Genomic DNA, 26,514 nt, shown 5'->3' on the forward strand with positions numbered 1-26,514 from the left:
CTGGTTTTTTCCATAGCTCCGATATATAAAACAAGGTAGAGCTATGGGAAAATGGAAATTCATCCTCTTTTTTGCAATGGTTGTGGGACATATCTCCCACATCAGTGCAGTATCTCCAGAACAAACGAATTTGGGGATTTTGATCTTTGAAAACAAAGAAAACTTAAATTTTATCAATGTGGCACTCAGTAATTTGGCTCCTTCGCAAGAAGAAACACAAACGACTGCACAACCAGGAACACAAACCCCAGATCCTTCCAAAAAGAATTTGGATTTTGATTATTTCAAACTCCTAAAAGCTGCCAACCAATCTGACTTCAGTGGCAATATGTGGTACTTACAAAGTAACTATGTCTATGGATTTCGCCAACTCAGACAAGCCCAAGGGGAACTGAAAAACATCTTCGAAATCGTACTTCAAAAATACATCGAAGATGCAAGAGCACTTTTGGAAGCTGCAGCTCCATCCATCATCAGGTCAAATGATAGCAACGCCAAAGCTTTGTTACGTTTAGGTTTTCGTGACCTTCGTTCTTCGGAAGACCTTTACACAACTGGTCTCAACTCAAGCCCACACCAATACCGTTACAAATTGACGCTCTACAAAGAAGGGATCTTGACACTCCGTCGTGCAAAACGTTTTGCCATCCTTGCGATGATTTATAGCAAAACACCGGATGAAGACAAACCAGAATACCAATACCGTTCCAATGAAGACCTAAAAGAAGCTCGTAACGAAGAAAAACAACGTAACTACGAAAAGGTGAGAGATACACTCATCAACTTCATTGAAAACAAACGTATGGAAAGAACGGTTGTTCCTCCAGGGAATCCTGATGCAAAACCTTTGGATTTACTAGAACAACACGATGACAACTACGGTTTCATCACTTCTAAAAAATTAGATCTTTTGCTTGAAGCCAATGCACAAATCAAAGAGACAGAAGGGGCAAGACGTGAGTCCGTTCCTCCAACTCCTAAGTTTGATGAAAACGGAAAAGCAATTTATCCAGAAGAAAAGAAGAAATAAGATGAAGTTGTTAACAAGTGTGATCCTTCTATCCATCTCTCTTGGGCTTGTTGCCAAAAGCACCATGTCTTACAGAGAAAGGAAAAAACAATTAGATGGAAAAATCACACTTGTTCTCGATATCAAAGAACAACTGAAACTGGAACCTGAAGTAGGAAAGGCTTCTGTCGAATCGATTCGTGACCAAGTAGAAGAAACCTATCGTGTTGGAAAACGTGCCGAGATCGAAAAAGTATTAACTCTTGCGGAAGGGGAAATTCTTGTCACACAACGGAAACTCTGTATCCCTATGGAAGAAGCGGCCAATGGACTCTACCAAAAAGCCATGGGGTTATGGATTCAAATGGAAACCGATGAAAAATCGGGGACAACTCGTTTGGAGTGGGATACAAAAGAAAAAATCCAACGTTACCTTGTGATGGCAAAAAGTGAAAAAGACCATGCCAAAGAATACTTTTTGTCAGGAAATTACCAACTTTCCCTTCATACATACAAACGTTCGCTAGTGTATAGTCTATTGACATTACGTTCCCAAAAATCAGAAATTCCAGAAACGTACCAATCTGCAGACGCTGCTTGGGTACAACCGATTTGGATGAGTCTCCACAAACAAAAGCAAAACTCCATCCAAGAAAACTAAAAAATTTTCATTTTCATTCACACCAAATTTCAAAAAATGACTGCTTAGTGAAGTTTGAATCACTTTATCGTCATTTTTTGCTCACAAGAGCCTCTCATATTCCCGTTGTAAACGAGAAAGGAGAACTTGTCGGTTTGCTTTCCAAAGAGAGAGTCCACCGCGAGTTGTCTGATTTGGGAAAAGAAAGAGAAGACCTCGACCAAATTCCAATCGAGATTTTAGAAACCGAACTAAACGAATCAGTCATTTTATACTTCAAAGAATCTTCTCTCATCCCAGTGATTGGGATCGATGGAGAAAAAAAAGACAATTGGGACAAACCAAGATTCCTTGCTGCCTTTACCAAATTAGAATCCAAACAAATCCGTGATCCTAAACTGGACAGTATAGAATCCAAACTCGAGAAAAAAAAAGAAAACCTCGATTCCGTCCAGTGGTTTATGGAACTCATTCTCTCTCATTTTCCAGATGGTCTTTTTGCAACGGATGTCACTGGTGGAACAATCTTTTATAACGAAAGTTTTGAAAAGGATATTCTCACAAAACCATTGTTTGATGATTCGATAGAAACTGCTGAACAGTATTTACATAATTTAAACAAAGAAGTTCTCGCCACTTATCTGAAAGAACATGATTTGAGTTTGGGAAAAGAAGCAGATACCAATGTGTTAACCACGATGTTACCTGATTTGCAATCACAAGTTCGAATCATCACATTAAAAAAAGAGAAAAAGGTAGTTGGGTTTTTATATCACTTTGCATCCAGTGTCAGTGGATTTGGAAATCGGAATACAAAATCAGACTTTCCTGATTTGGATTTGGCCTTTCATTCCAAATTACCTCTCGAATCCATTCTTACCGAAATGGAAGCACTCTATATCCATAAATCATTACAGCGGAATTCTCAAAATATCTCCCACGCTGCAAGTGAACTAGGAATTCCGAGAACCACCTTACAAAATCGAATTCGTTTTTTAAATTTAGCAGAACGGTTTCAAAACAACAAAAAAGAAAGAGTGGTGATCCCGAGAAAACGATCAGAAAATCAGAGCACTGGCGAAAAAACGGCTTCCTCCAAACCCAATCCATCCAAGAAAGAACCCAGTTTACTTCAGAAAAAGACAAAGAAATCCGAACCAAAATCGGTAAAAAGAGAGATACGAACCTCTTCAAACAAGAAAAAACAAGTAATTCCGAAGAAAGGAAAACAAATCACACAGAAAGCAGCGAAAAAGGCAAAAAAAAGACGTTGACGAAAATGGTGCAGAAACGATTTTTTCATTACCGTTTGAGAAAACACCTCCGCACTTCGCTGTTTCACTTGCATACTTAACTTGCACAAATGGTTTCCCGAATTTTATCAAATACTCTAACAAATCAATGTAGAACAATCTATGGCATCACGCAAACAAGAAGAAATCCAAGTTAATCCCCCCGAAGAACCAACTGAATACACGAATGGCATCATGGACCAAGACGATGCTTCCGAACCACCGAAACAATTCAAAAAAAAGAAAAACCGTTACGAAGGTCCAGTTCCACCACCACTTGATTTAGTGGAACTCAAGAAAAAGAACATCAATGAACTCGCAGACCTTGCCAAAGGTTTGGGAGTGGAAAACACTCATGGTTTGAAAAAACAAAACTTGATGTTTGCTCTTCTCCAAGCACAAACCGAAAAAGACGGACAAGTGCATGCAGCAGGAGTCATGGAACGACTTCCCGATGGATATGGTTTTTTACGTTCACCTGACTACAATTATGTGCCAGGTCCTGATGATATTTATGTATCTCCTTCTCAAATCAAGTTATTTGGTCTAAGAACTGGAGATACAGTAACTGGCCTTATCCGACCACCAAAAGAAGCCGAACGATTTTTCGCGATGTTGCGAGTGGAATCCATCAATGGTTTCCCAGTAGAAGTTGCACAAAAAAGAAATTTATTTGATAACCTAACTCCACTTTATCCTGACGAAAGGATCAATATGGAATTTGATCCAAGCCATTTGGACACACGTGTGATTGATCTTATGTGTCCCATTGGAAAAGGACAAAGAGCCCTTATCGTCGCACCACCAAGAACGGGTAAAACCGTTCTCATGCAATCGATTGCCAATGCCATCACTCGTAACCACCCTGAAATTTTTCTCATCGTTCTTCTCATTGATGAACGTCCAGAGGAAGTAACTGACATGGCACGCCATGTAAAGGGTGAAGTTGTGAGTTCGACCTTTGATGAACCAGCGCAACGCCACGTCCAAGTAGCAGAGATGGTCATCGAAAAAGCGAAACGACTTGTAGAACATGGAAAGGATGTGGTCATCCTACTTGACTCGATTACAAGACTTGCTCGTGCGTACAACCAAGTCGTTCCTACTTCTGGAAAAATTCTTTCTGGTGGTGTGGACTCAAACGCCCTTCACAAACCAAAACGTTTTTTTGGTGCGGCTAGAAATATCGAAGAGGGTGGTTCACTCACCATCATCGCCACTGCCCTCATTGATACGGGATCCAGAATGGACGAAGTGATTTTTGAGGAATTTAAGGGAACGGGAAATATGGAAATCCATTTAGACCGAAAACTCGCCGACAAACGAATTTTCCCTGCCATCGACATCAACCGTTCCGGAACGAGGAAGGAAGAACTACTTCTGCCACAAGACACCCTCACTCGTGTCTTTATCCTCAGAAAAGTACTTTCTCCTATGAGTATCACCGAAAGTATGGAACTATTGATTGAAAAAATGCGTGGCGCGAAGACAAACGACCAATTCCTCGCCAGCATGAATACGAACTAAAAGGGCCACCATGAAAACTGACATCCATCCAAAATACGTTGCTGCCAAAATTAAATGCGCTTGTGGTACTGTGATTGAAACACGTTCCACTTCCGGGGACATCAGTGTGGAAATTTGTTCCAACTGCCACCCGTTCTTCACAGGAAAATCAAAACTTGTGGATACAACAGGCCGCGTAGACAAGTTCAAGAAAAAATACAAAATGAAGTAAGAGGCATCCGCCTCACAACCGTCTAAAGAATAACGGGGGAACAACTCATGGCAGTAATGGACTTTGCTCGCTACAAAGAAATCAACGATCAAAGGATGAATTACCGTGAGATGGAAGACGCAACTGTTGTCTCCTATTACCGCAACACAGGTTGCGGAGACGGTTACCGCATCTATCTAAAGTTAAATGATCATCTCGTTGTGGAAGACGCAAGTTACACCACAACAGGTTGTGGGTTTGGAATTGTGGCACTTGCCATGGCAACCGAATACGCCAAAGGTAAGTCCCTATCCGATTTAAAAAACCTAACACCAGAAACACTCGAAATATTATTTGAATTCCCAGAACGTAGGAAAAACTATCCAGAATCTGCTGTTGCTGCTCTCAAAAAAGCTGTAGAAGATTATGAATCTGGCCAAGGGGTTCCGAAAGAAAATCGAATCACCAAAGCACAAACGATGGAACTCCTTCACAAAGAGGGTCACCTTCGTAATGCGAAGTTATCCAGTGTGATGCTTGAGAAGGAAAAATTAGACGGAGTTGATTTTTCTGGTGCTGACCTTCATAATGCCTTTCTTCAAAACTCTAGTTTTGTCGGTGCGAACTTCCAAGGTGCCAACCTCAAAGCTTCCTTTTTTAATGGTGCTGATTTACGGAACGCCAATTTTCGTGGGGCTGATCTCAGGTTTGCCAAATTAGCCTCTGCTAAAATAGATGGTGCTGATTTTACGGATGCCATTTATGATATTGGAACTCGTGTAGACCATAGCCAAATGTATATCTTTGATGTGATGAAAAAAGCAGGGAAAGATCTTTATCTAAAAAAAGAGGATGGGGAATGAAACCTGGCGATAAGGCAAAACTCACCAAACAAACCTTCCTCCACCAAGGGATTTTTATTTTTACTGGTTCCACTGTCGAAATCAAAGAGATTCATAATGAGAAGGCAATTGTCATCTACAATGACAAAGAAGGATTCCCTCACGATTTAGAGATGAATCTAACCGATTTGACTCCAGTTTCCTAAGTCCGATTTTCTTGACACAAAAGAAGAGAATCGTAACGTATTGTTAATCCAAGTATGTTGATTCAAAGCCACCGTCAGGAAAATCACCTGTTACTCTCCATCCAAAGGGATGTCCTGATGGAAAATTCACGCGAGTTTTACCAAGAGTTTGAGAAAGCAATTGAAGGTTCCAATTTTGGGAAACTCACCATGGACTTTCATTTGGTGAAATTTTTGGATTCGAGTGGGATTGGAGCAGTGATCAAAGCATCCTCCGCCCTACACAACCGTGGTGTAGAAATTTTTGTAACCAACCTCAACAAAAATCTAAATTCTGTATTTCGTTTATCTGGACTCAACCATATCCTTTCCATTTTAACCTTGGATGAATATCTTTCTAAATTTCCTGAGTTTCAAAAAACTCTAGAGGCATAAAAACCATATGAAATTCTTTCGAATTCTATTTTCTTTTGTTCTTGTGGTCAGTTCTTTTTATTCCTGTGCTTCTGGAGTAAAATCTAGATCACTTTTGTTTCGTAGCAATGAGTTTGCTATCTATACGGTTGCCAGAGACAAAATTAATATCAAACAAGAATCCTCTGTTGCCAAAACGTTTGCTCATCCAGTAGAAATTACAGAAGATAAGATCCTGGATTTACTTGGTAATATTCGATTTCGAGAAGAAAGTTCTTATGGAGATGTGAATCAATACATCTTTGAAGAAAAGGAAATCAAAGAGTTTGCTCTCGATTTGGTAGATGGATTACAGAAATTAAAACCCAACCAAATTCTCCTTGTGATTTCCAAATACAACCCTGTGAAGTCGGTTGTTTCTCATTATTCACGAACTTCTTTTTATATTTGGTCAACTGACACTACCATCGAAATCTTGTTTGGGGAATTACAAAAAGAAATCTCTTATGATGAACAAGGGAATTATTTTGATTGGTCTAACATTCCTGACATTCCTTTTGATCATTTCCCACAATCCACATATGTTTTACAGGGCCAAGGGTTTAACTTTAAAAAAGTAAGTGGCTTTCGTAACCGTCACTGGCTTGTGTTTGATAAAACAGATTTGGCAAAATTGAAATTTGAAAAACGAAAAAAAAGTTCCAATGAAATTTCAAACTCAGTAGAAGCAGATCTAAAGGCTGAAAAAAAAATCATCCGTGATGAAGAAGACGGAGTATTATTAGAGGAGTAGGTCATCCTCTTTTCTGATCACATTTCGTTCTGTTTGAATGGAACCATCGGTTCCTAAATAAAAATGAGTTTTCCCCACAAGAGAACTCATTCCCATTCGGTAGTTTTTACCTGCTCCAAAACTTAAGTCAACTCCTGGAAACACTTCTCTTTCCACATCAACAAAGGCATCTGGATTCGGTTCATAAGAACCAAGTGCTGTTTCAAATTGTTTGATTTGTGTTTCTAATACTTTGGTAAATTTATCGTTTGCATCTTTTAGTTTAGTGATGGTGTCTTTTTCTTCTTGAGTGAGTTCTTTTTTTTGGCTTTTTTCCACAAGTTTTGTGAGTGTAAGTTGGACTTTGTGAAGTGTGATTTCTTTTTCCGAAATTTCTTTTTTCATTCGGTTGAGTTCATCTAAAAGTTCTGGCGGAGTTCCAATGGCCACTTTGGTTTTTGTTTCTACTACGGCACCGAGTTTGGCACAAGTAAGAGAATTACCAGCAATGATCGTTCCTCCAATCACTTCCCCACGGCCACCGATCACACGGATAAAATCTTTTGCTGAAATTTCCGAATGCATCACTGCTTCTTCCACAAAGATAGAACCTTGGGCTGTGAGTTTTCCTTGTTCTACAAATTTTGCATAGATATTGCCTTCGGATTCGATATATCCTTCTCCTCGGCCCATAAATCCACCAGATAGAACAATGTCACCTTTGGCCTTGAGAAAGGCTTTTCCTACTGAGTTACGAATGATGATGCTGCCAGATGTGGTCAGTGCAAACCCATCTCCAATTTTCTCTTCTACGATGATGGTACCTGGAAAATCAATATTCCCAGTGGAATAATCCACAGCTTCTAATTGGATTACTTCATCTACTTTGATTTCCCAAGCTGCGGATAAAACAGGACGGCCTGCAATTTTGGCGTACAGTTTGTCCTCTTTTAATTCCACATTGGGACCAAGGATCCATTCCACAGTTTTTTCTTCTTGGTAAGGAAGGATGGTTCCTGTGACCGTTTTACCATATTCACCTTTTTTAGGTGGGATTTTTTCCGCTATTAAGTCACCCGGTTTAACGGATTGGATGACACCTATGTTTTTGTAATTAATTCGTCCGTGTTCGTCTTCTTCTAACTGGGGTTTGTTGTCCGATCGGAAGTAAATTTTAATTTCGCCGTCTTTTCCAGGGATGGGAAGAACTCCTTTGGCTATGACATAAGGAACAAAAAATTCAGGATTTTTGATTTGGTTTTGGATGACGGAATCAATGATTCCTACTGAGACTCCAACGGCTGCGATTTGTTCCCGTAATTGGTATTCTGTGAGAAGAGGGCCTCCATGTTTGGGAGGGTGGAGAACCATTTTTGCTTCCATTCCATCATCACTGACACTGATGTCTGCATAAGAGGGAACGGGATCCCCTTTGGACCAAGTGCCAATTTCGACAGGTTTGCCATCAGCAAGCACGACGATTTTTTTTAGTTGTTCGGTTTGGTAACCTTCCACTCCAAAGAGTTGAACACGTGCTAATACATCTTTGTATTCAACTTTTTTTCCCTTCGCACCTGGTTTTGTGATTTTTAAAATGGCTTTTCCGTTAGCGTTTTCGATTTGGAAGTAACCATTTTCGGAGGCTTCCAAATCTTGTAAAATTCGATCGGTATAGGAGTCTGGACCAGGCATTTATGTATATTCTAATAGATGAGAAACGACATCAGATTCTCCATCGGTATTTAATTCCGATTTTGGAGTCATCCCATCTACTGTTGTTATGTATTTCAGCACTTCTTCAAATTCACAAGAAATAATTTTTTCTAAATTTATATAAGCCGATCGAAAGTACATCTCTAATGCATTGACCAGGTATAAATATTCAATAAAGTCTCCGCGATCTGTGTAAAGGATAGGAGTTTTGGCATAATAACATTCCGCCAAAATACCATACCCAGGTTTGGTGCACACAAAATCAGCCGCCGTGACGAGGTCGGGGTAATGCGAAACTTCGGGAACCAAAATCCCTTCTTTTTGGATTCCTGGAACACCAAAGGCAACGAGTTGGATGTGTTTTGGTAAATTCTTAGTTTGTAATGTATGTCCTTCTAATCCGTAAGCACCAAAGGATAAAAGGATATAAGTAATATCGTCCTGAAACCCAAAAGATTTCCGTGCTTCCGTTTTGGTTAGAGTTGGTTTACGTCCCACAAGACCGATGTTAGTTTGTTCTAAAAAATTAGGCATCGGGCATTGGAAAGGCAAAACGAGTGCTTCCGTAGCAAAACCGTATTCCACTTCCAACTGATCACTCAAATTTCCAAAATACGCATCTGATTTGGCGTAATTCCGATAGATAAAATCCCAAGTAAAGTTTCCAATAAAGAGACTCGGAATTCCTACTTCCAAGGCGATGGTGATGGGAAAAGAAGAACTATCTGTGAGAATCAGAGAAATTTGATTTTCTTTACAGTATTTGGTTTCTTCCTTTAGGAGAACCGACTTTGTTTTTTCAAATCGGATGAGTTCCTCTTTTGTGGAATCTAAGTCGATGGATAAAGAATCTTTTTGCGAAATTCCCACATCTAACTGCAGCGATCTTTTTTTAAGTTTTGGATGATCGTAATCGATAAAACTGATACGAGGGCTGATTAAGTGAATTTCTTTGATGAAATCTTCGTTTAATAGTCGTTTAATGATATTTCCCGATCGACTGATATGTCCAAATCCATGGCCTGAAATGTAAAAATAAAGTTTCATTTGGATCTTTGGCGAATCGATTCATACAAAACGATTCCACAGGACATTGCCAAATTGAGTGAATCCGCTTCCCCAAGCATTGGTAAAAAAAGAGTCGTATCAGAAAGTTCTTTGGCAAGGGGACTCAGTCCATACTGTTCACTCCCAAATAAAAATACAGATTTCTCTTTCATATCCACTGAACTGTATAATGTTTTCCCTTCTGGTGTGACGGCATAGCGTTTGTAACCAAGGTTTTTGAATTCGGTTAACACCTGTTCTAAGTCTCCAATATAAACAGGTAGAGTGAAAATGGTTCCGGTACTAGCACGAACTACATTCGGATTAAAAAGATCAATTCTTGGGTCTGTCACTATCACAAGTCTCACTCCAGCTCCTTCTGCTGTGCGAAGGATGGTACCAAGATTTCCTGGTTTTTCCACACCTTCAATGATGAGGATGGGATTCGTTTCTATCTTTTGAATGTTTTTCCAAGGGACATTGACATCGGGAGTTTCTGCCACAGCGATCAAACCATCTGGCCTGTCACGATAGGATATTTTTTCAAATATTTTTCTTGGTAATTCGTAGATAGGACAACGAAGGGAAGATATCAGCTCTTCTTCATTTTCTCCTAAAAAACATTCAGGAGAAATGAATACACTTGTGATCTGCACCGGCAAACAAGGGATTGGTGATTTTTGGTTTCCTGTGATAGCTTTTTTGATTTCCCGATATCCTTCGATAAAAAACTTTTTTTCTTCATCTCGATTTCGTTTTTCTTTGAGACCACTCACCCATTTGACCTTGGGATTTGAGAAACTTGTGATGGTAAATCGTTGTTGTTTCATGAGTCGATGTGCAAGCGATTAGGTTCGTTGAAAGAAAGTACAAAAACCAGCAGGGTATTTTTTTCCTGAAGTTTCCGGGATATAGAGTTCTGTGGTTTCATACTTCCCTTTGGTTTTGATGCGAGAAGAAAGAATGCGTTCCAATGTGAGGGGACTGAATCCTTGGCTATGGCAACTGAGGATGACAAACTCAGGTTTGTTGTCGGATAACTCCATGAGAGCATCCATAAGCTCGGATAAGTTTTCTTCAATTTTCCAAACTTCTCCTTTGGAACCACGACCAAAACTGGGTGGGTCAAGGATGAGGCCTTGGTATTTTTTTCCACGTTTGATTTCACGACGGATGAATTTCATCACATCATCTACGATCCAACGAACTGGTTTGGAATCGAGCCCTGAAAGTTTTGCATTTTCTCTGGCCCAATCTACCATTCCTTTGGAGGCATCCACATGACAAACACTCATGCCTGCATCGAGACATGCGAGTGTGGATCCACCTGAGTAAGCGAATAAATTTAATACTTCGAGTCCTTGTTTTCTTTTTCCAATTTCTCTGATGCGGTTCCAGTTGGTTTCTTGTTCTGGGAAAAGACCAATGTGGCCAAAAGGAGTGAGTTTGATTTTAAAGGTGAGTTTGGAAAATTCGATCGTAAAACTTTCGGGTACTTTTTTTTGGAAATTCCAATGCCCGGAGCCAGAATCATTTTTGATATAGATGGCATGGCAATCGTTCCAGACCCCAGGTGTTTCCTTACCATAAGCGGACGTAGGGGAGGAACGTTGCAGTTTGTATCCTCCAACAATTTCTAGTTTGGATAGATCTCCAGAATCTAATAATTCGTAACTTTTTGTCATACCAATTCCAGAAAAATAAAGGTTAGGTCGTCGTCCCAGTCTTTTATTTCTCGATTTGAAAAGGACTCCAGTTCTTGGATGAGTTTCCCTTTGAATAAGTGATTGGGAAGTTCCCGGTTGGTTTTTAAAAACTCAATGAGGCCCGAATCACCGAACATATTTCCTTTGGCATCAAAACATTCTAAAACCCCATCACTCAAAAGTAAAATGCGGTCTTTCGGGAATACAGGATAAGTAATCTCATCGATTAGGATTTCCGGGAAGACACCGATGATTTTTCCCTTCGGATGAACTTTGATGATCTCTCCATTTGTCCTTTGTAAAAAGGCACTCGGATGACCTGCGCGACCAAATCTCCAAATTTTCGTGGAACTATTTAAGTATAAATAAGATGCCGTGACATACTGAGGGGAACAGTTCCCATACAATACACGGTTCATGCCCTCTAACACTTGTTTTGGGGATGAAATTGATTCTTTTTGTGTTGTAAAAGCAACTTTCCCCATGGCAGAAATGAGGGAAGCCGGAATTCCATGACCCGACACATCACATAATACAATTCCAAGTTCATAGGGATTGGGTGAGTGGTATTCATAAAAATCTCCGCCTACATCTTTCATGGGTTGGATGTAAATTTGGATTTGTAATCCTTTGACATTAGGACTAGTTTTAGGAAGAGATTGCATGAGAATATCACGTGAGATTTTTCGTTCTCTTCTAAGACTTGTGACTTGAGCGAGAGCCAAGTCTTTTTCTTGGCGAAGAAGTTGGATACGATCGGCCAATGCAAAGGCAAACAAAGTGATGTCTGCAAGGGATGCAATGGGAAATAACATCTCTTCCAAAAAGGAATTACTTGGTAAAATTCCAAACTTTAGAAATCCGTACACCATGCTTGTGAGAAGTAAAAGAAAAAATGCAATGGAGATATAATAAAAAGATCGAATTCGTTTTTTCAGTCCCCAAATCAAAATTCCAAATAAAGTGGTGCAAATGGAAACGGACAACCAACTCACACCAATGGATGCTTCTGCAGTTCCACCAAAGAGAGCAATACAAACATTGAATAAGGAAAACGCACCGAGTAAATGGTATAGTCTTGTGGTCCTAGGAAGACGAACTTTGATTTTTAAAAAATTGGCGGTAAATAAAACAAAGAAAAATAAACAGAGACTAAAAAAAACAGGTATCCCCACACGTTTCCAATAATAAGAATTCGGAACAAAAAAGTATCCCCAGAATCCAAGGAGTGATAACTGGCCGAGACCAAAAAACAATACATACCCAATATAATAAAAATAACTTTTATCTCGAACAAAAAAAGCAATGGCTAAGTTATATAAAATTATGATTCCTAAACTTCCAAAAAATAAACCATATACCCATTGAGCTAAATAATCTTCTCTTTGTAGGTTCCTTTGGTTAGTGAAGACAAGAGAAAATTGTAAGGAAATATCTGATCGAATGGCAATGAGAATGGGATCTTTTTGGTGTCCCAATCGAAATACAAAATTGCGATGTGGAATTTCTCTTTGGAACATAGGTTGGATATGTCCTGATTTGGATATAATATAGGATTCTCCATCAAATTTATGATACAGTTCCACCAAATCAATGTTATGAGCCTGCACTAATAAAAGTGGAAACTTGGTGGGATCGGGAAAATCTTTTGGATCAAGTTTTAACCAAAGAGTTCCTTTTAAAAATCCAAAATTGACAAAGTTTTCACCAATGGATTGAAAGTCTCCACTGGTGAGAACTGATTCCACAGGAACTTCTGATTTTCGATCTATCCAATAGGTAAATTGTTTGGTTGCTACAAATCGTTCTCCCATATCTTCCGATCTCTCTGGAAAAATAGGAAGACTGAAAGTAAACCAGAGGGTAATGAGAAGGGGGAGTGAAAATGGGATTCGTTTCAAGGGATGGATGGGACAAGGGAGAATCCCCTTGTCCTAATTTTTATCGTCTTACGCTTGTTTTTTTGCGGCTTCGTAAGAAATTTCTTTTGGACCAGTGTAAATTTGTCTTGGACGACCAATTTTTAAGTTCGGGTCTTCAATCATTTCTTTCCATTGTGCAATCCAACCAGGTAATCTACCCATCGCAAACATCACAGTGAACATGTTAGTAGGAATTCCGAGCGCTCGGTAAATGATTCCAGAATAGAAGTCAACGTTTGGATACAGTTTTCTTTCTACGAAGTATGGGTCATTGAGGGCAGCTTCTTCCAATTCTTTTGCGATATCGAGAAGAGGGTCTTTGATTCCAAGTTTGTTTAATACTTTGTCACAAGCAACTTTGATGATTTTGGCACGTGGGTCAAAGTTTTTGTAAACGCGGTGACCAAATCCATTCAATCGGAAACTGGAATTTTTGTCTTTGGCTTGTTCTACGATCTTTTTCACAGACAAACCACTTTTTTTAATTCCTTCGAGCATTTCCAAAACTTCTTGGTTGGCACCACCGTGACGTGGTCCCCAAAGAGCAAGAATCCCGGCAGAGATCGCACCATACAAGTTAGCAAGGGAAGATCCAACGAGACGCACTGTAGATGTAGAACAGTTTTGTTCGTGGTCTGCATGTAAGATGAGGAGTAAATTGAGTGCCGAAACAATCTCTGGATCGATATGATAGTCTTCTGCAGGAACTGCAAACATCATATTGAGAAAGTTAGACGCATAATCCAATTCGTTTAATGGATGGATGATGGGTTGGCCAATCGACTTTTTGTAGGCATAAGCCGCGATGGTTGGGAATTTTGCAAGTAGACGAATGATGGAAATTTCTCTATGTTCCTCATTCATTGGATCATAACTATCTTGGTAGTAAGTTGACAAACAACCCATCATACAAGACATGATCGCCATCGGGTGTCCATCTTTTGGAAATCCATTGAAGAGACGTTTGAGGTCTTCATGGATCATTGTATGTTTGGTAATGGAACTATTCCATTCTTTGAGTTGTGCATCGTTTGGAAGTTTTCCATAGATGAGTAAGTAAGCTACTTCTGTAAAGGTAGACTTTGCTGCTAAATCTTCGATGGGAATTCCACGGTATCTTAAAATTCCTTTTTCTCCATCTAGGAAGGTGATTTCACTTGTACAAGCACCTGTATTTAAATAACCGGAATCAATCGTAACATAACCGGACAATTGGCGGAGTTTTGTAATATCAATTGCCATTTCGTTTTCACTTCCCGCAACGATCGGAAGTTCAAACTCTTTTCCATCCACTTTCAGAATAGCCTTTTCGGACATATCTTCTCCTGTATATCTCTGTCTATTTCAAAGAATAGACAGGGGAAAGGGAGGGGAAAAGCCATTTTTTACAACTTGTGGTATTTTTTCATGATATCGTATGCGTAGTAATTCGAGACCACAATGCGACAATAGTCTCTAGATTCTTTGTATGGTAAGTCTTCTAAAAAATGGTTAAAATCACCAGAGTAGACAGATTTTTTCCATTTTCGTAAGTTGCCAGGTCCACCGTTGTAGGCAATGGATGCCCATTTCAATTCGTTCCCATTGGATTTCAGAAGATAGGCTAAAAACTTAGTTCCGAGGCGAATGGAAGTCTCTGGCTCATAGAGGGAATAGGATGTGATTCCCATCCTTTGGGCAAGTTCCCTTCCTGTGGCAGGCATAATTTGCATGAGGCCTCGTGCGTTGGAACGAGAAGTTGCCGTTTCCTTAAAAAAGGATTCTTGGCGCATGAGAGCATAGACACTGTCTTCCGGGATTCCATTATCATTCGCATAACGAGATACAATATTTTGGTGAGGTCTTGGATACATACGAACCGAAAGGGAAGTGGGTAATAAAATTGGATCATCTGGGATGAGGTATCGTTTGAGAAGAGATCTTGTATGAAATGCCGAATAATAGGTGTTACGTGTTAGGTCGCCGATCCCAACCAAAATTTCATCTTTTTCATCTTCTGAAAGATTTTCTCTTTTGACATGGAAGTTCACAAGATGGAGTCCAAGGCTATCTTCTCCCACGCGGAAGTATTCTTTGGCAAGGTTCAAAAGTTTGTGGCCTTGAATACGCGAACTCATCCCACCCAGTTTGTTTCCCAGTTCATAGGAATCTTTGGGATACACAAATCCTAAATTACGTCCAATGAGAGCACCCGATTCTTCTGGGATTCCTGCGGTGTAGGACAAATATTCAAACAAATATTCTTTATTGTAGGTTGGGTTTTCTGGTTTGTTTGATTCTTTGATCGTGGATAAAAATTCTTCCCGGATGACTCGTGTGTAATAGGAACCTGGGCAAAGGGCATAATACCGTTTTAGTTCTTTTTTCAAACGTTCCGTTTCCCCTTTTTCTTTTAGGGACCGAAGATACCAATACACAAGCCTTCCTTTGACAGGGAGATTCGGAATTTCAGCCAATGCTCTTTCAAATTTGGCTAGTGGGGCATAATGGGATTTTTCCCCTTTTCGTTCCACGAGGTATTCAATGAGTCTGTCTTGGTAAAATAAATTAAACGGGTATTTGCCTAAGTATAAGATGAGATTTTCAAAATAGAGTTCTTTATCACCTAACCTGTCGTAGGAGGCGGCAAGCACACGATAATACCCAGCATCTTTTCCGGGAAAGGTTTTTAAAAGTTCAATGGCTTGTTGGAATTTGTTTTGTTGGTATAAAGTGTCAGCAAGTGAGACGATCCAAGACGAATCCATATCGACAAAGGCTTTGTTTGCTCGTAAAACTCGAAAAAGTTCATTTGTTTTTCCCACTTTGGTCAGGACGGAGGTTAGGTGTTTGAAGCCTTCGTAGTAATTGAGACGGCTGGAAAAGAGTTCTGGCCTCGAACGAAACAATGCTTCCTTGTCATTTGTATTGATTGCTGGTAAAAATAAAGTGATCTCTGATGGATTCAGTTGTAGGATACTGCCGCTTCCTTTGTATTTACTCCAATCGGAAGCAATCATTTGTACGGTTTGGTCAAGGAGTCCTTCTTTTTGTAAACAGCTAAGCCATTCTTCAATGGCACCTTTTTCATCTCCTAAAATCAGTTTTGCTTTTCCATATCTGTACAAACTATCGCCCGTTAAAAGGTAACGTTTATGAGATTCCTGAATGGATTGGATTTTTTCAGTGATTTCTTTCCATTGGTTATTTGCTGCCAGTAATCGAATTTGTTCATCGAGGATCCGACGGCAAATGGGATCTTCTTCCATATTGAGTCGATTTAGGAATAAAATTCTCTCTTGGGGCGTGAGGTAATTTTTAGCAGTGATTTCATTGTACAATTTCCAATAACTCAATTTAAAAAGAGTGGTTTGGAAGGGCATGGTTTGGGTGAGGATTTTTCTCACTTCTTCTTCATTTGCGTCCGTTACAAAAACACCACGAATCAGAGATAATAAATACCGAAAGCGTTTCTCCTTGTCTCCGTTAGGTGACTTTTCATGAAATTCGATGAGAGAATACACTTCACTTTCGCGAGATGGTGTCGTATTTTTGAAATGAGATTCGATTTGTCCCCATTGGTGGGATTTGACTAAATAATGAAGGTCTGTTTCGGCAAGTAGGGATGTTGTGAAAAAGAGAAGAATTCTACTTGCTAACCAAAAATGCCTCATGCATACTTCCTATGATTACGAATTTAGAGAGGGAAGGTTCCCCTCCTTATGAGCTTACAAACAGAATACAAACTGCGCTGGCCCGAATATAGAATCGAATTCCATCCTACGGAAGAAACTCAGGAAAATATCTCACTACCTGAGCTGTGGCCAGAGCTTCGTGCCTTTTTTTCAGGTTACCAGTCTCGATTTGCAAACTACCTCTTTTATCTATCGACCGATTTCTCTGGGGGGTTCAGCCTTTGTTCGGTTCTAGGGGAAAATGATGCGAGCTTTCGCTTTCATGATCCCGTTTTACAATCTCCCACGGCCTTTCCCAAATCCAGTTTGGAACGAATTTGGAAACTTTGCAAAAATCGTGAATTTGAGGAAATGGAGCGAGAGGATTGGGAACTGATTGGTTTTGGACTTTTGTATGTAGGGGATATTCCCGAGTTTCGAAAATGGGTCCTTACCACAAAAGAGTTTTTTGGGCAAACGGATGACAATCGTCGGTTTTTAAACCTGCTTGGATGGGAATTTTCCGAAATCCCATTTGAGAACTCCATCTTGCATATGTTAGTCGAATATGCAAAAGGTGATTTTGACAAAGTCCATTTTCCAACTTTGGTGGATGCGGCTCTTCTTGACTCTCATTGGCAACTTGTGGGAGTTTTATTCCATGCGATTGAACTTGGATTGTTACAAGGTCCAGATTCCTTTCGCATTTGGAAATTTCTCATTGGCTTTTATGAAGAATGGGAAAGTTGGGAGAAGGAAAAATTTAAAGTTGTTTCCTTTGGCAAAATCCCTCCGTTTTTTGCCCTTCGGTATGCAAAACGTTATTTACCTGCGGAATCTTTTCCCAAATACCAAAATGATTTAGAAACAGAGTTACGTGGCGATTGGATGAGTGGAAGTGAGTTTGGATATGAACTCACTCATACGATCAATCCATGTATTGACACTGTCGTTCGTTTTCGAAACGAAGGAGAAAGGTTCGAACGAGAATTGAGTGCTGATTATAGTTTGAAACCTTATTCTTATCTGATTCCATTACAACTTGCTTGTATCCAGTTTGTGAAAAAAGAATATGATGGTTTTATAAAATTCTACCAAAAGTCGGGAAGACTCAAACACTTACCACTGGCTCTGAATTTGTATTGGAGAGTTTTACAGGAGAAAGGTGACAAAACTTTAAGTTCAGCCATCAAACGTTCACTCGAGAATGGTCATGAGTCCATTACATTACCAGAAGGTTGGGAATAAATGCCTCTTACGCAAGAACAGATCATGGAACTCTCCAAATTGCAGAAAATGCTAAGGAATTTGGAGAAAATTGAACGAAACGCAAAAAACGATCTTCAAAAAGAAAGAGTCGCATTTGACATCGAACGTTATCGACGGCGGATGCAAGAAGTATCTCCGGATGGGATTCCCGATAATTTGGAACAAACTATGCGGAATGCAAAAACGAGAGAAGAAAATCCAGAGAACCTCAAACACAAAATCATTTCACAATACCCTGTGATGAAAATCACTCCCAATTCCAATGACAGTGAAATCAATCAAATTGGAACACTCATTAATATTATGGATTTGGAATACATTCCAATCCTTGGGGATGCTCATATCAAATTTGATTATTCCCACGCCACAGAAAGGGACTCTGTTTTGAAATACATGGAAAACCTACGTCGGAATATGAAGATCCTTGTGGAAACCATTGAAGAATATGCGGCTGCCGACAAACAAGAGTTTCGTGAACAGCTCTCTCGAATGAAAAACAAACAATCTCGTATTTTTATTGCTGAGTCTTTTGAGACCTTGGGTAAGTTCCGTGACTTCCTTGTGGCCGTAAACTCCGACATCAAGGAAGGAAACAACGTCATTATGAACATGGAAGAGCCTATCAAATTCAATCCCAGGTTTGAAAAGGCAACCGTTCTGGAAGGTCGTTCCATTATGGAAGGACTCCGCGAATTTGAGGAATTTGCCGAAGAAGCTTGTGATTTGATTCGTCTCCCGTCGTTTCGAAAGTAAAAAAACCTTTTCATTCCTAGGGGGAACGAGGACACTGTGAAAAATCACATACACGGACTCGCAAACGCATGGCATTAGTCAAAAATCAGACCGAAGTTACCAATTCAACTATTGGTGAGAATTCTTACTTCAATGGAAAATTCTTCATCAATGGATCTCTTAAAATTGACGGTAAATTCGAGGGAAAATCCCTCCAAGCCGAACACCTCTACATCGGGGTGACAGGAAAGGTCAAAACCAATATTACAGCTGCGAGTGTGATCGTAGAAGGGATTGTGGTGGGGAACGTAACGGCTAGAAACCGTGTGATGCTCCTTCCTACCTCCAAAATCCTTGGGGACATCAAAACGCCAGAGCTCATCATCCAAAACGGGGTGATTTTAGAGGGTCGTTGTATGATTTCCAATGACCTCAAACATAGTGCCAAAGACCTGATCGAATTGGAATACTCCAAGGATTCTCTCAGCGTCGAAAAGATTTTTGGGAAACAACCAAACGCCAAAGAATAATTGAAAACCATCTTCATTTCGGAAGGGGACCCAACGAGTATCAATTACGAACTTTTGGGATCTTCCTTCCCCCTCTTAGAATCCTTAGGAAAACACCACCGCATTTACCTCATCCGAGGGCCTCACAACCAAAACCTTTCCCAGGCCAAACCACTCGCAAAACCAATCGATGAACCTGGATTTTATTCGATCCCTTGGGGGAGTGGAAAACCTAAATCCTTTGTCCTTGGGAAACCATCCAAATCCTCAGGGAAAATGGCATACGACTCGCTCCTTGCGGCCATCGACTTCCAAAAGCAGTTTGGTGGAGATCTCATCACTCTCCCTCTTTCGAAAGAGTGGGTGCAAAAAGCAGGAATCAAAGGGTTTCGTGGCCATACAGAAACCTTGGCAGAAGCCTACAAACGATCTACCTTTATGATGATGTCTGGGGAAACACTGAATGTGATTCCCTTAACCACCCATGTTCCCTTGAAAGATGTTGTAAAAGAACTAAAAACATTCGATTGGAAAGAACTAAAAAATGCCATCCTTCGGTCTCCCTATCTGAAAGAACCCACCATCGGTTACCTAGGCCTAAATCCTCATGCGGGAGAAGGGGGAAAGATTGGCACGGAAGAAACAACAATTCTCAGAACGGGTGTGGGAGTTCTCCGAAAGGCAAAATTGACAGTGGAAGGACCTCTCTCTGCTGATTCTGCATTTTTACCAGGTGCCAAACCGTACGATTTGTATTTGGCAGGGTATCATGACCAAGGCCTCATCCCATTTAAATTGCTTGAAGGAAAGAAGGGTGTGAACATAACCTTAGGACTGGATTTCACTCGTGTGTCTCCTGACCATGGAACTGCATTTGGAATCGCAGGAAAAGGATGTGCGGATCCGACGGGACTCATCTCCTGTTTAGAACGACTTGTGGAGACAAAAACAAAACCAGTATGACACTTTTGGAAACCCTAGCTTTTCCCGTTTTATTCATTTGGTTTGTAGGCCTCCTTCTCACTTTTTTTCGCCGGGATTTAGAGCCGCATTGGAAGTTCTTTTTCTTTCTCGTTTTTTGTTTTTATCTCGTTCAGTTTTTCCCTGAGTTTTGGCTTGGGGTCACAAGATGGAAGGAAAACCCCAAAGGGGAAGTGCTCCAGTGGATTTCCGCCATGGGGAATTCCATTTATGTGTTTTTGTTTTTTTTATGGCCCCTCGTTCTCATTCGAATTTATTATTCCGCTTCCAATAATTTAAGTAAAACCTTGATTCCTGCACTCGCGTATGGGACGGTTCTGTATTGGGCATTATTTTTTCTTTGGACTTTGTATTCGAAAGAGTTCAATGAATGGCTTCATCAAATATTTGCAAATAAGTAAAGAAAAGGGCGAACAATGGCAGTTCCATTTATAGATATCAAACGATTTGAACCAGGATTTTTGGACACCTGGAATGAAAAAGTAAAGTCCATGTCCGAAAACGCACAATTCATTGGCGGAAACGAAGTCACTGATTTAGAAACAAACCTTGCCACTTGGGCCGAAACGAAATATGCCATTGGTTGTGCCAATGGAACCGATGCCTTACAACTTGCGTTACGCGCTGTCGGAGTTGGTCGTGGTGATAAAGTATTATTACCAGATTCTACTTTTTGGGCGACCTTTGAAGCCGTTGTGAATGTGGGTGGAGATCCTTACACGGTTGATACAAATCCTGTGGACTTACAAATGGATTTCCAAGTGTTCCAAGAAGCTGTAGAAAAGGTAAAACCAAAAGCAGCTCTTGTTGTTCATTTGTATGGTTGGGGAACTGCAAAAATTGAAGAGCTCCGTAAGTTCTGCAAAGAAAAAAATGTAGCCCTCATTGAAGACGGTGCACAATGTTTTGGAGTCAAACACAATGGAAAATCTCTCTACAAAGAGGCACTGATCTCAACAACTTCCTTTTACCCAGCGAAGGTGTTAGGTGCTGCTGGTGATGGTGGTGCCGTATTTACAAACGATGAAGAACTGTCTGTCGTCACTCGCCGCCTTGTGAACCACGGAAGAACATCCCATTACGAACATGGTCTAGTGGGTTGGAACTCAAGACTTGATTCTTTGCAAGCAGCTTTTCTCAATCTCTCATTAAAACATTTACAAAAGAGAATTGAGTCACGAAAATCCTCGCAAAACATCTATTATAAGGAATTACCTGGACTTGGAATTGGAGTGATCCAACCACCAAAAGGGTATGATGAAAATGGATACTGTAACGTCACTTTGGTGGAACCAGAAATCCGTCCGAAAATCGAAGCTGTCTTAAAAGAAAAAGGAATTGGTTTTGGAAATATTTATCCAGGGGCGATGTCTGACCAACCAGGGGCTAAACCATATCTCATCGAAAGATTTGGAAAAGACGGAAATGCACGCCGGATTTCGAAATCAGTTCTCAACTTTCCACTCTTTGCTTATATGACAAGTTCGGAAATGGATGAAGTATTGAGTGCGATAAAGGCGTATAACGCTAGTAAATAATGGAAAAACTTCGGGTAGGAGTCTTTTTATTTTTTTTACTCATACTTGCGGTGTTAACCTTTAGTTTGTCTAAAAGTTGGCGCCTCTACGATGGTGGGTATGAAGTGACTGTGGAAACTCCAGAGTCCAAAGAAAAAGACACCTCTCCCGAACCCACTGACAGTTTAGATTTAGAAGATGGGAATGGCAAAATTTATTGGAAACAATTCTTTGTTTATCCTCATGGTCTTGTGACGGAATCGGGAGGGTTTGGACCTGACGGAATTTTATCTCACGCTCGAAATTTATATTCCATCAGCCTAAAAGATGGAAAAGTACAAAAGCTCTTTCCACATGATGTATACATTTGGGATTTTTTTGTGGGAGAATTTGCAAAAAAATCTGTAGCCAATACCATCGATGACCCCAAAGAAGATGTATTACAAGTTGAGAAAAAACTTTTGATCTTTGCTGTCACAGAAGATAGCAATTTGGATGGAGTCCTCAATTACAAAGACCATAAATTGGTTTTTTTATATGATCCTGAAACTAACCAATTGGATTCTTTATTACCAACTGGATTTCACTTCCGAAAACTATTATACAATTCTTCCAAAAACCACCTAACTTTGATTTTGGGAAAAAACCCGGAACCACAAGTGAAAAACCAAAAGAAAAAACTTCCAGAACCACCTCTCAAACTCCACATCTTTGATTACGATGTAGTGGCAAAAAAAGGTGTGCTGAGCGGTTCTCTAGAAGCCTTTGTCGCCAAAGAACCAAACTAAACATTCCTAAAATCGTTCGCTCTTAATATTTTCCGATCGCTTCCATATTAAAGATAAATCCGAATTGAAAGCCTGCATGGTTGATCGATTCAGAAGAAAATGCATTTGATTTTAGCATTTTACGAGCTCCATACACTTCGATCGAGAATCCAAATTCTGGTGTAATGTAGTAATTCGTTCCAAATGCGACTCGACCACCTAACCCAGTTCCGGGGTGAGTATAGGTCGGGTAATAGAGATTGTTCAGTTGGCCTGTGCGATACTTGGTATCAAAGTTCAGAATACTCACTTCCAAACCAATGAAGGGATCAAATCTATTTTTAGAAAGAAAGTGGTAGTTGATACCCATTCCATAATTTCGATCTTTGTACAAAGTGTTACTGAGTGGAACCGCTTCAATGTAAGTGGTATATCCGTTTGGGTTTGCACGATCTATGACAGCTAGTTGGTTTGTTCCTTGTGATTCAATCGAAAGCGTGCTATACGAAATAAATAATCCTATATGATCGGTGATTCCATATTCCATTGCCACCTTACGAGTGTTTCCTGCTTGTACTTTGTCGGAAGGAAGTGGAAAACTTTGAGGGAAAGGAAGTGTCCCAAGCATTTTCACTGGCAACACTCCCAAATTTGCTTGTGAACGTAGACCACTTTGGTAGTCTTTTTCTCTTTGGATGAGCGAACCACCCGTGTAAGCAGTTTCTCCTCCGATGACAGTCATATAAAATCCACCTTGGTAAAAACCAAACACAGGTTCTGGTTTTTGCACTTGGGCAAACACAGAAACAATTGGGAAACAAACGACGAAGAGATAAGTAAAATGGAAGATTGGAAATCGGAAGTCAAAATTTCTCATTTCCAAAGGTTCAAAGACCGTTTAATGTCTGTCAATGGGAAAACGGAATGAAAACGATCGTCAATTTCGATTGATATCGATATATTCTTTAAAAAAAAGGCCTCAGAGATTACCCCCCAAGGCCTTTTCAGAATTCTCATGTAGAGGTGGTCGCTAATTTCAGTGTTTAGGACAAAGCATCCTTTACTAAGTCTTCTTGTTCTTTTAAGTGTGTGACAACGTGTCCACAAGCAGGGCTTGGGAACTCGGAACGACCAGCGTAATGCAAACGTTTGTTTTCTGGCATCACGGCTTCGATTCGATCTCTCACAAAGAACCAAGCACCTTGGTTTTTTGGTTCTTCCTGAACCCATACAAATTTTTTCAGTTTTCCGTAACTGGTGATCATTTGTTTGATATGATTTTCAGGGAACGGATAGAGTTGTTCTATACGAACCACTGCTACATTTTCCAATTTTTGGGCATCAATCGCCTTACGTAAGTCATAGTAAACCTTACCGGAGCAGAAAAGTAACTTCTCCACTTTTTCTGGTTTAGCCACTGGATCTGGAAGGATCTTCTTAAACGCACCAGTTGTAATATCGTCCAAACTAGAAGCTGCATCTTTCAGACGAAGAAGTGACTTCGGTGTCATGATGATGAGTGGTTTTCTAAAACTTTGTAAGATTTGGCGGCGAAGGATATGGAAATACTGTGCCGGTGTTGTGAGGTTTGCCACTTGGATATTGTCAAGAGCACAGAGTTGGAGGAAACGTTCGAGCCTAGCCGATGAGTGTTCTGGACCTTGGCCTTCGTAACCATGTGGTAATAAACAAACTAGACCAGACATCCTTTGCCATTTGATTTCAGAACTCGAAATGAACTGGTCAAAGATCACCTGTGCGTTGTTAGCAAAGTCGCCAAACTGTGCTTCCCACATCACAAGACTACTTGGATCCGCAAGGGAATAACCATACTCAAAACCAAGACATGAGTATTCCGATAGGGATGAGTTTACAATTTCAATCTTTGCTTGTTTGTCACTGATGTGGTTGAGAAGGGTGAGTTTTTTCCCATTCACAATATCCGAGAGAGTTGCGTGTCTATGTGAGAACGTTCCCCGTTGCGCATCTTGTCCCCCCAGACGGATTGGGAATCCATTCTCTAAAATGGAACCAAAGGAAAGTGATTCCGCAAATCCCCAATCAATCGGAAGTTCTCCCGCTCCCATTTTTTTACGGTCTTCCAACACTTTGATGTGTTTTGGATTGGCTGTAAACCCTTCAGGGAGAGTGGTCACTGCTTTCACAATACCACCTAATTGTTGTTGGAGGAGCTCTGTGTGGACATCGGAATCGAGAGGTTCTTTCGTGTAACGAGACCAAACTCCACCAAGTGTATCTACCGTGATACGTGTGTCTTTTTCTTTGGCTTGTTGGAATGAAGTTTCGAGTCCTTGTTGGATTCCGTCTTTGATGAATTGGATTTCGTCTTTTGTGATATCTCCGCGTTGTAATAACGATTCTTCGTAAAGAGAAACAGTTTTGGGGTGTTTTTTGATGATGTCATACATCTGTGGTTGTGTAAAAGATGGTTCGTCCGTTTCATTGTGACCAAGCCTTCTATAACATATCAAATCGATGATCACATCTTTTTTGAATTTCTGACGGTATTCTAACGCAAGTTTTGTGACTCGGTATGCCGCTTCAGGATCATCCCCATTCACATGAAAGATAGGAACTTGGAATCCTTTGGCAAGGTCTGTTGCATACAATGTGGATCTAGATTCATTTGGGAGAGTGGTGAATCCAATTTGGTTATTGATGACAATGTGGAACGTTCCACCTACAGTGTATCCTTCCAGGTTCATCATGTTGAGTGTTTCTGCGACAACACCTTGGCCCGCAAATGCTGCATCCCCGTGGATGGCAACTGGCATAAATTTGGAACGGTCCATGTCCTTCGCCATTTCTTGTCGTGCTCGCACAGATCCAAAAATCACTGGGTCTACGGCTTCTAAGTGTGATGGGTTAAACGCTAAAGAGAGTTTCACTTCTTTTCCGTAATGGGTCATGACATGATTGGAATAACCCAAGTGGTATTTTACGTCCGCATAACCAAGTTGGCCTGGGTTTAGTTTTTCTTCGAATTCAGCAAAGATGAGGCCAGCCGGTTTACGGATGATGTTTACAAGAACATTGAGTCTTCCCCTATGGGCCATACCAATGACAAGAGCATCCATTTTATGACCACCCGCTTCTTCCACAAGGGTGTCAAGCATGGGGATCATGGTTTCCCCACCTTCGAGAGAAAAACGTTTTTTCCCTACGAATTTTTTAGCGAGGAAGTTTTCAAAACTATCTGCTTGGTATAATTTTTCAAACAAACGTAAGGCGGTCTTTTTACTGATCGGTTCGTTGTTGGCAAGTGGTTCCATTCTGTTTTGTAACCACTCACGTTCCTCATCATTGACAAGGTAGTAGTGTTCACAACCAATCGAACCACAATAGGTTTTTTCAAACCAATCAATGACATTCTTCAGTTTGGTTTTTCCAAGATTGTTGATCCCAGAATCCACTTCTGTGTCGAGATCAGATTGTTTGAGGGCTTTGATTTTGAGATCAATGAATTCTCGGTTGGGTTTGTTGATGCCAAGAGGATCGAGATTTGCTGCTAAGTGACCTTGCCTTCTGTAAGCATTGAGAAGGTTGATGATACCAAAATCACTGAGAGATGAGTCTTTACGGTGTTCGGTGGATGTGTAGTTTACATATCCATTTCCATTGAACCCACCTCCATTCGAACCATTGTTTGAAACTGAGGATCTTTCTAATTCCCCAAAAAAATCGATCCAATCTTTGGATAAGGAAGACGGATCTTCCTTAAACTGTTTGTAATACTCTTCCAATAATACAACGTTATCGCCGTATAAACTCATCATCTGATCGGTTGTCATATAATCTCCCTAAAA

Annotated in this window: 25 protein-coding genes; 16 read left to right on the forward strand and 9 right to left on the reverse strand. The window is 40.3% G+C overall.

What is annotated here, in order from left to right; genetic code table 11:
• The first annotated feature begins 43 nt into the window (after window positions 1-43).
• From EHQ59_RS16790 to EHQ59_RS16830, 9 genes are all read left to right on the forward strand, one after another.
• Window positions 44-1,030 carry an adhesin OmpL37 family surface protein gene (locus EHQ59_RS16790; RefSeq protein WP_135621021.1) on the forward strand — a complete coding sequence of 329 codons (987 nt, stop codon included), beginning with the start codon at window positions 44-46 and terminating at the stop codon, window positions 1,028-1,030.
• Window position 1,031: 1 nt separating this feature from the next.
• Window positions 1,032-1,670 (forward strand): hypothetical protein, encoded by a 639-nt coding sequence (locus EHQ59_RS16795; protein ID WP_135621023.1) that lies wholly within the window; start codon window positions 1,032-1,034, stop codon window positions 1,668-1,670.
• Window positions 1,671-1,717: 47 nt separating this feature from the next.
• Window positions 1,718-2,923, forward strand: a complete 1,206-nt coding sequence (locus EHQ59_RS16800) for a helix-turn-helix domain-containing protein (RefSeq protein ID WP_135621025.1) — start codon at window positions 1,718-1,720, stop codon at window positions 2,921-2,923.
• Window positions 2,924-3,064: 141 nt separating this feature from the next.
• Window positions 3,065-4,468 (forward strand): transcription termination factor Rho, encoded by a 1,404-nt coding sequence (gene rho, locus EHQ59_RS16805; protein ID WP_135621028.1) that lies wholly within the window; start codon window positions 3,065-3,067, stop codon window positions 4,466-4,468.
• A gap of 10 nt (window positions 4,469-4,478) precedes the next feature.
• Window positions 4,479-4,679 (forward strand): 50S ribosomal protein L31, encoded by a 201-nt coding sequence (gene rpmE, locus EHQ59_RS16810; RefSeq protein WP_012388038.1) that lies wholly within the window; start codon window positions 4,479-4,481, stop codon window positions 4,677-4,679.
• Between the two features lie 47 nt (window positions 4,680-4,726).
• Window positions 4,727-5,521 (forward strand): pentapeptide repeat-containing protein, encoded by a 795-nt coding sequence (locus tag EHQ59_RS16815; RefSeq protein WP_135621029.1) that lies wholly within the window; start codon window positions 4,727-4,729, stop codon window positions 5,519-5,521.
• The gene (locus EHQ59_RS16820; RefSeq protein WP_135621031.1) at window positions 5,518-5,706 is read left to right on the forward strand and encodes a hypothetical protein; all 189 of its coding nucleotides are present in this window, start codon (window positions 5,518-5,520) and stop codon (window positions 5,704-5,706) included. The genes EHQ59_RS16815 and EHQ59_RS16820 overlap by 4 nt, the downstream gene beginning before the upstream one ends.
• Before the next feature lie 54 nt (window positions 5,707-5,760).
• Entirely contained in the window at window positions 5,761-6,120 is a 360-nt protein-coding gene (locus EHQ59_RS16825; protein WP_135621033.1) for an STAS domain-containing protein, read from the forward strand.
• Window positions 6,121-6,127: 7 nt separating this feature from the next.
• Window positions 6,128-6,892 (forward strand): LA_1326/LA_4305 family lipoprotein, encoded by a 765-nt coding sequence (locus EHQ59_RS16830; RefSeq protein WP_135621035.1) that lies wholly within the window; start codon window positions 6,128-6,130, stop codon window positions 6,890-6,892.
• Here EHQ59_RS16830 and EHQ59_RS16835 read toward each other — a convergent pair.
• The 7 genes from EHQ59_RS16835 to EHQ59_RS16865 all read right to left on the reverse strand — a co-directional run bounded on the left by EHQ59_RS16835 (window position 6,881) and on the right by EHQ59_RS16865 (window position 16,912).
• Complete coding sequence (locus EHQ59_RS16835) at window positions 6,881-8,563, reverse strand: DUF342 domain-containing protein (protein WP_135621036.1); 1,683 nt, start codon at window positions 8,561-8,563, stop codon at window positions 6,881-6,883. The genes EHQ59_RS16830 and EHQ59_RS16835 overlap by 12 nt on opposite strands.
• Window positions 8,564-9,631 carry a glycosyl transferase gene (locus EHQ59_RS16840; protein WP_135621037.1) on the reverse strand — a complete coding sequence of 356 codons (1,068 nt, stop codon included), beginning with the start codon at window positions 9,629-9,631 and terminating at the stop codon, window positions 8,564-8,566.
• A complete protein-coding gene (locus EHQ59_RS16845; protein ID WP_135621038.1) occupies window positions 9,628-10,461 on the reverse strand; it encodes a TrmH family RNA methyltransferase in 834 nt (277 codons plus the stop codon). Before EHQ59_RS16845 ends, EHQ59_RS16840 begins: the two co-directional genes overlap by 4 nt.
• 18 nt (window positions 10,462-10,479) lie before the next feature.
• The gene (locus tag EHQ59_RS16850; protein WP_135621039.1) at window positions 10,480-11,316 is read right to left on the reverse strand and encodes a class I SAM-dependent methyltransferase; all 837 of its coding nucleotides are present in this window, start codon (window positions 11,314-11,316) and stop codon (window positions 10,480-10,482) included.
• Window positions 11,313-13,238 (reverse strand): SpoIIE family protein phosphatase, encoded by a 1,926-nt coding sequence (locus EHQ59_RS16855; RefSeq protein WP_135621040.1) that lies wholly within the window; start codon window positions 13,236-13,238, stop codon window positions 11,313-11,315. Before EHQ59_RS16855 ends, EHQ59_RS16850 begins: the two co-directional genes overlap by 4 nt.
• Window positions 13,239-13,286: 48 nt before the next feature.
• The gene (locus tag EHQ59_RS16860) at window positions 13,287-14,576 is read right to left on the reverse strand and encodes a citrate synthase (RefSeq protein WP_135621041.1); all 1,290 of its coding nucleotides are present in this window, start codon (window positions 14,574-14,576) and stop codon (window positions 13,287-13,289) included.
• A gap of 68 nt (window positions 14,577-14,644) precedes the next feature.
• The gene (locus EHQ59_RS16865) at window positions 14,645-16,912 is read right to left on the reverse strand and encodes a lytic transglycosylase domain-containing protein (RefSeq protein ID WP_135621043.1); all 2,268 of its coding nucleotides are present in this window, start codon (window positions 16,910-16,912) and stop codon (window positions 14,645-14,647) included.
• Between the two features lie 48 nt (window positions 16,913-16,960).
• Between EHQ59_RS16865 and EHQ59_RS16870 the strand changes: the two genes are divergently transcribed.
• The 7 genes from EHQ59_RS16870 to EHQ59_RS16900 all read left to right on the forward strand — a co-directional run bounded on the left by EHQ59_RS16870 (window position 16,961) and on the right by EHQ59_RS16900 (window position 22,708).
• The gene (locus EHQ59_RS16870; RefSeq protein WP_135621045.1) at window positions 16,961-18,160 is read left to right on the forward strand and encodes an LBF_1011 family protein; all 1,200 of its coding nucleotides are present in this window, start codon (window positions 16,961-16,963) and stop codon (window positions 18,158-18,160) included.
• Window positions 18,161-18,934: a hypothetical protein gene (locus EHQ59_RS16875; protein WP_135621047.1), complete on the forward strand. Its 774-nt coding sequence runs from the start codon at window positions 18,161-18,163 to the stop codon at window positions 18,932-18,934.
• A gap of 68 nt (window positions 18,935-19,002) precedes the next feature.
• Window positions 19,003-19,443 (forward strand): bactofilin family protein, encoded by a 441-nt coding sequence (locus EHQ59_RS16880; RefSeq protein ID WP_002973191.1) that lies wholly within the window; start codon window positions 19,003-19,005, stop codon window positions 19,441-19,443.
• Window positions 19,444-20,385, forward strand: coding sequence for a PdxA family dehydrogenase (locus tag EHQ59_RS16885; RefSeq protein WP_135621048.1), 942 nt, complete (start codon window positions 19,444-19,446; stop codon window positions 20,383-20,385).
• Window positions 20,382-20,804 (forward strand): hypothetical protein, encoded by a 423-nt coding sequence (locus EHQ59_RS16890; protein ID WP_135621050.1) that lies wholly within the window; start codon window positions 20,382-20,384, stop codon window positions 20,802-20,804. Before EHQ59_RS16885 ends, EHQ59_RS16890 begins: the two co-directional genes overlap by 4 nt.
• 15 nt (window positions 20,805-20,819) lie before the next feature.
• Complete coding sequence (locus EHQ59_RS16895) at window positions 20,820-21,941, forward strand: DegT/DnrJ/EryC1/StrS aminotransferase family protein (protein WP_135621051.1); 1,122 nt, start codon at window positions 20,820-20,822, stop codon at window positions 21,939-21,941.
• Complete coding sequence (locus tag EHQ59_RS16900; RefSeq protein WP_208652448.1) at window positions 21,941-22,708, forward strand: hypothetical protein; 768 nt, start codon at window positions 21,941-21,943, stop codon at window positions 22,706-22,708. The genes EHQ59_RS16895 and EHQ59_RS16900 overlap by 1 nt, the downstream gene beginning before the upstream one ends.
• Before the next feature lie 22 nt (window positions 22,709-22,730).
• Here the strand turns inward: EHQ59_RS16900 and EHQ59_RS16905 are convergent, their stop codons facing one another.
• Together EHQ59_RS16905 and EHQ59_RS16910 are read right to left on the reverse strand one after the other, a co-directional pair.
• A complete protein-coding gene (locus EHQ59_RS16905) occupies window positions 22,731-23,564 on the reverse strand; it encodes a hypothetical protein (RefSeq protein ID WP_244245598.1) in 834 nt (277 codons plus the stop codon).
• A gap of 166 nt (window positions 23,565-23,730) precedes the next feature.
• On the reverse strand, window positions 23,731-26,499 hold the full coding sequence (locus tag EHQ59_RS16910; RefSeq protein ID WP_135621054.1) for a 2-oxoglutarate dehydrogenase E1 component: 2,769 nt from the start codon (window positions 26,497-26,499) through the stop codon (window positions 23,731-23,733).
• Window positions 26,500-26,514: the final 15 nt, after the last annotated feature.

The organism is Leptospira kemamanensis (genome assembly GCF_004769665.1).
Lineage (GTDB): Bacteria > Spirochaetota > Leptospiria > Leptospirales > Leptospiraceae > Leptospira_A > Leptospira_A kemamanensis.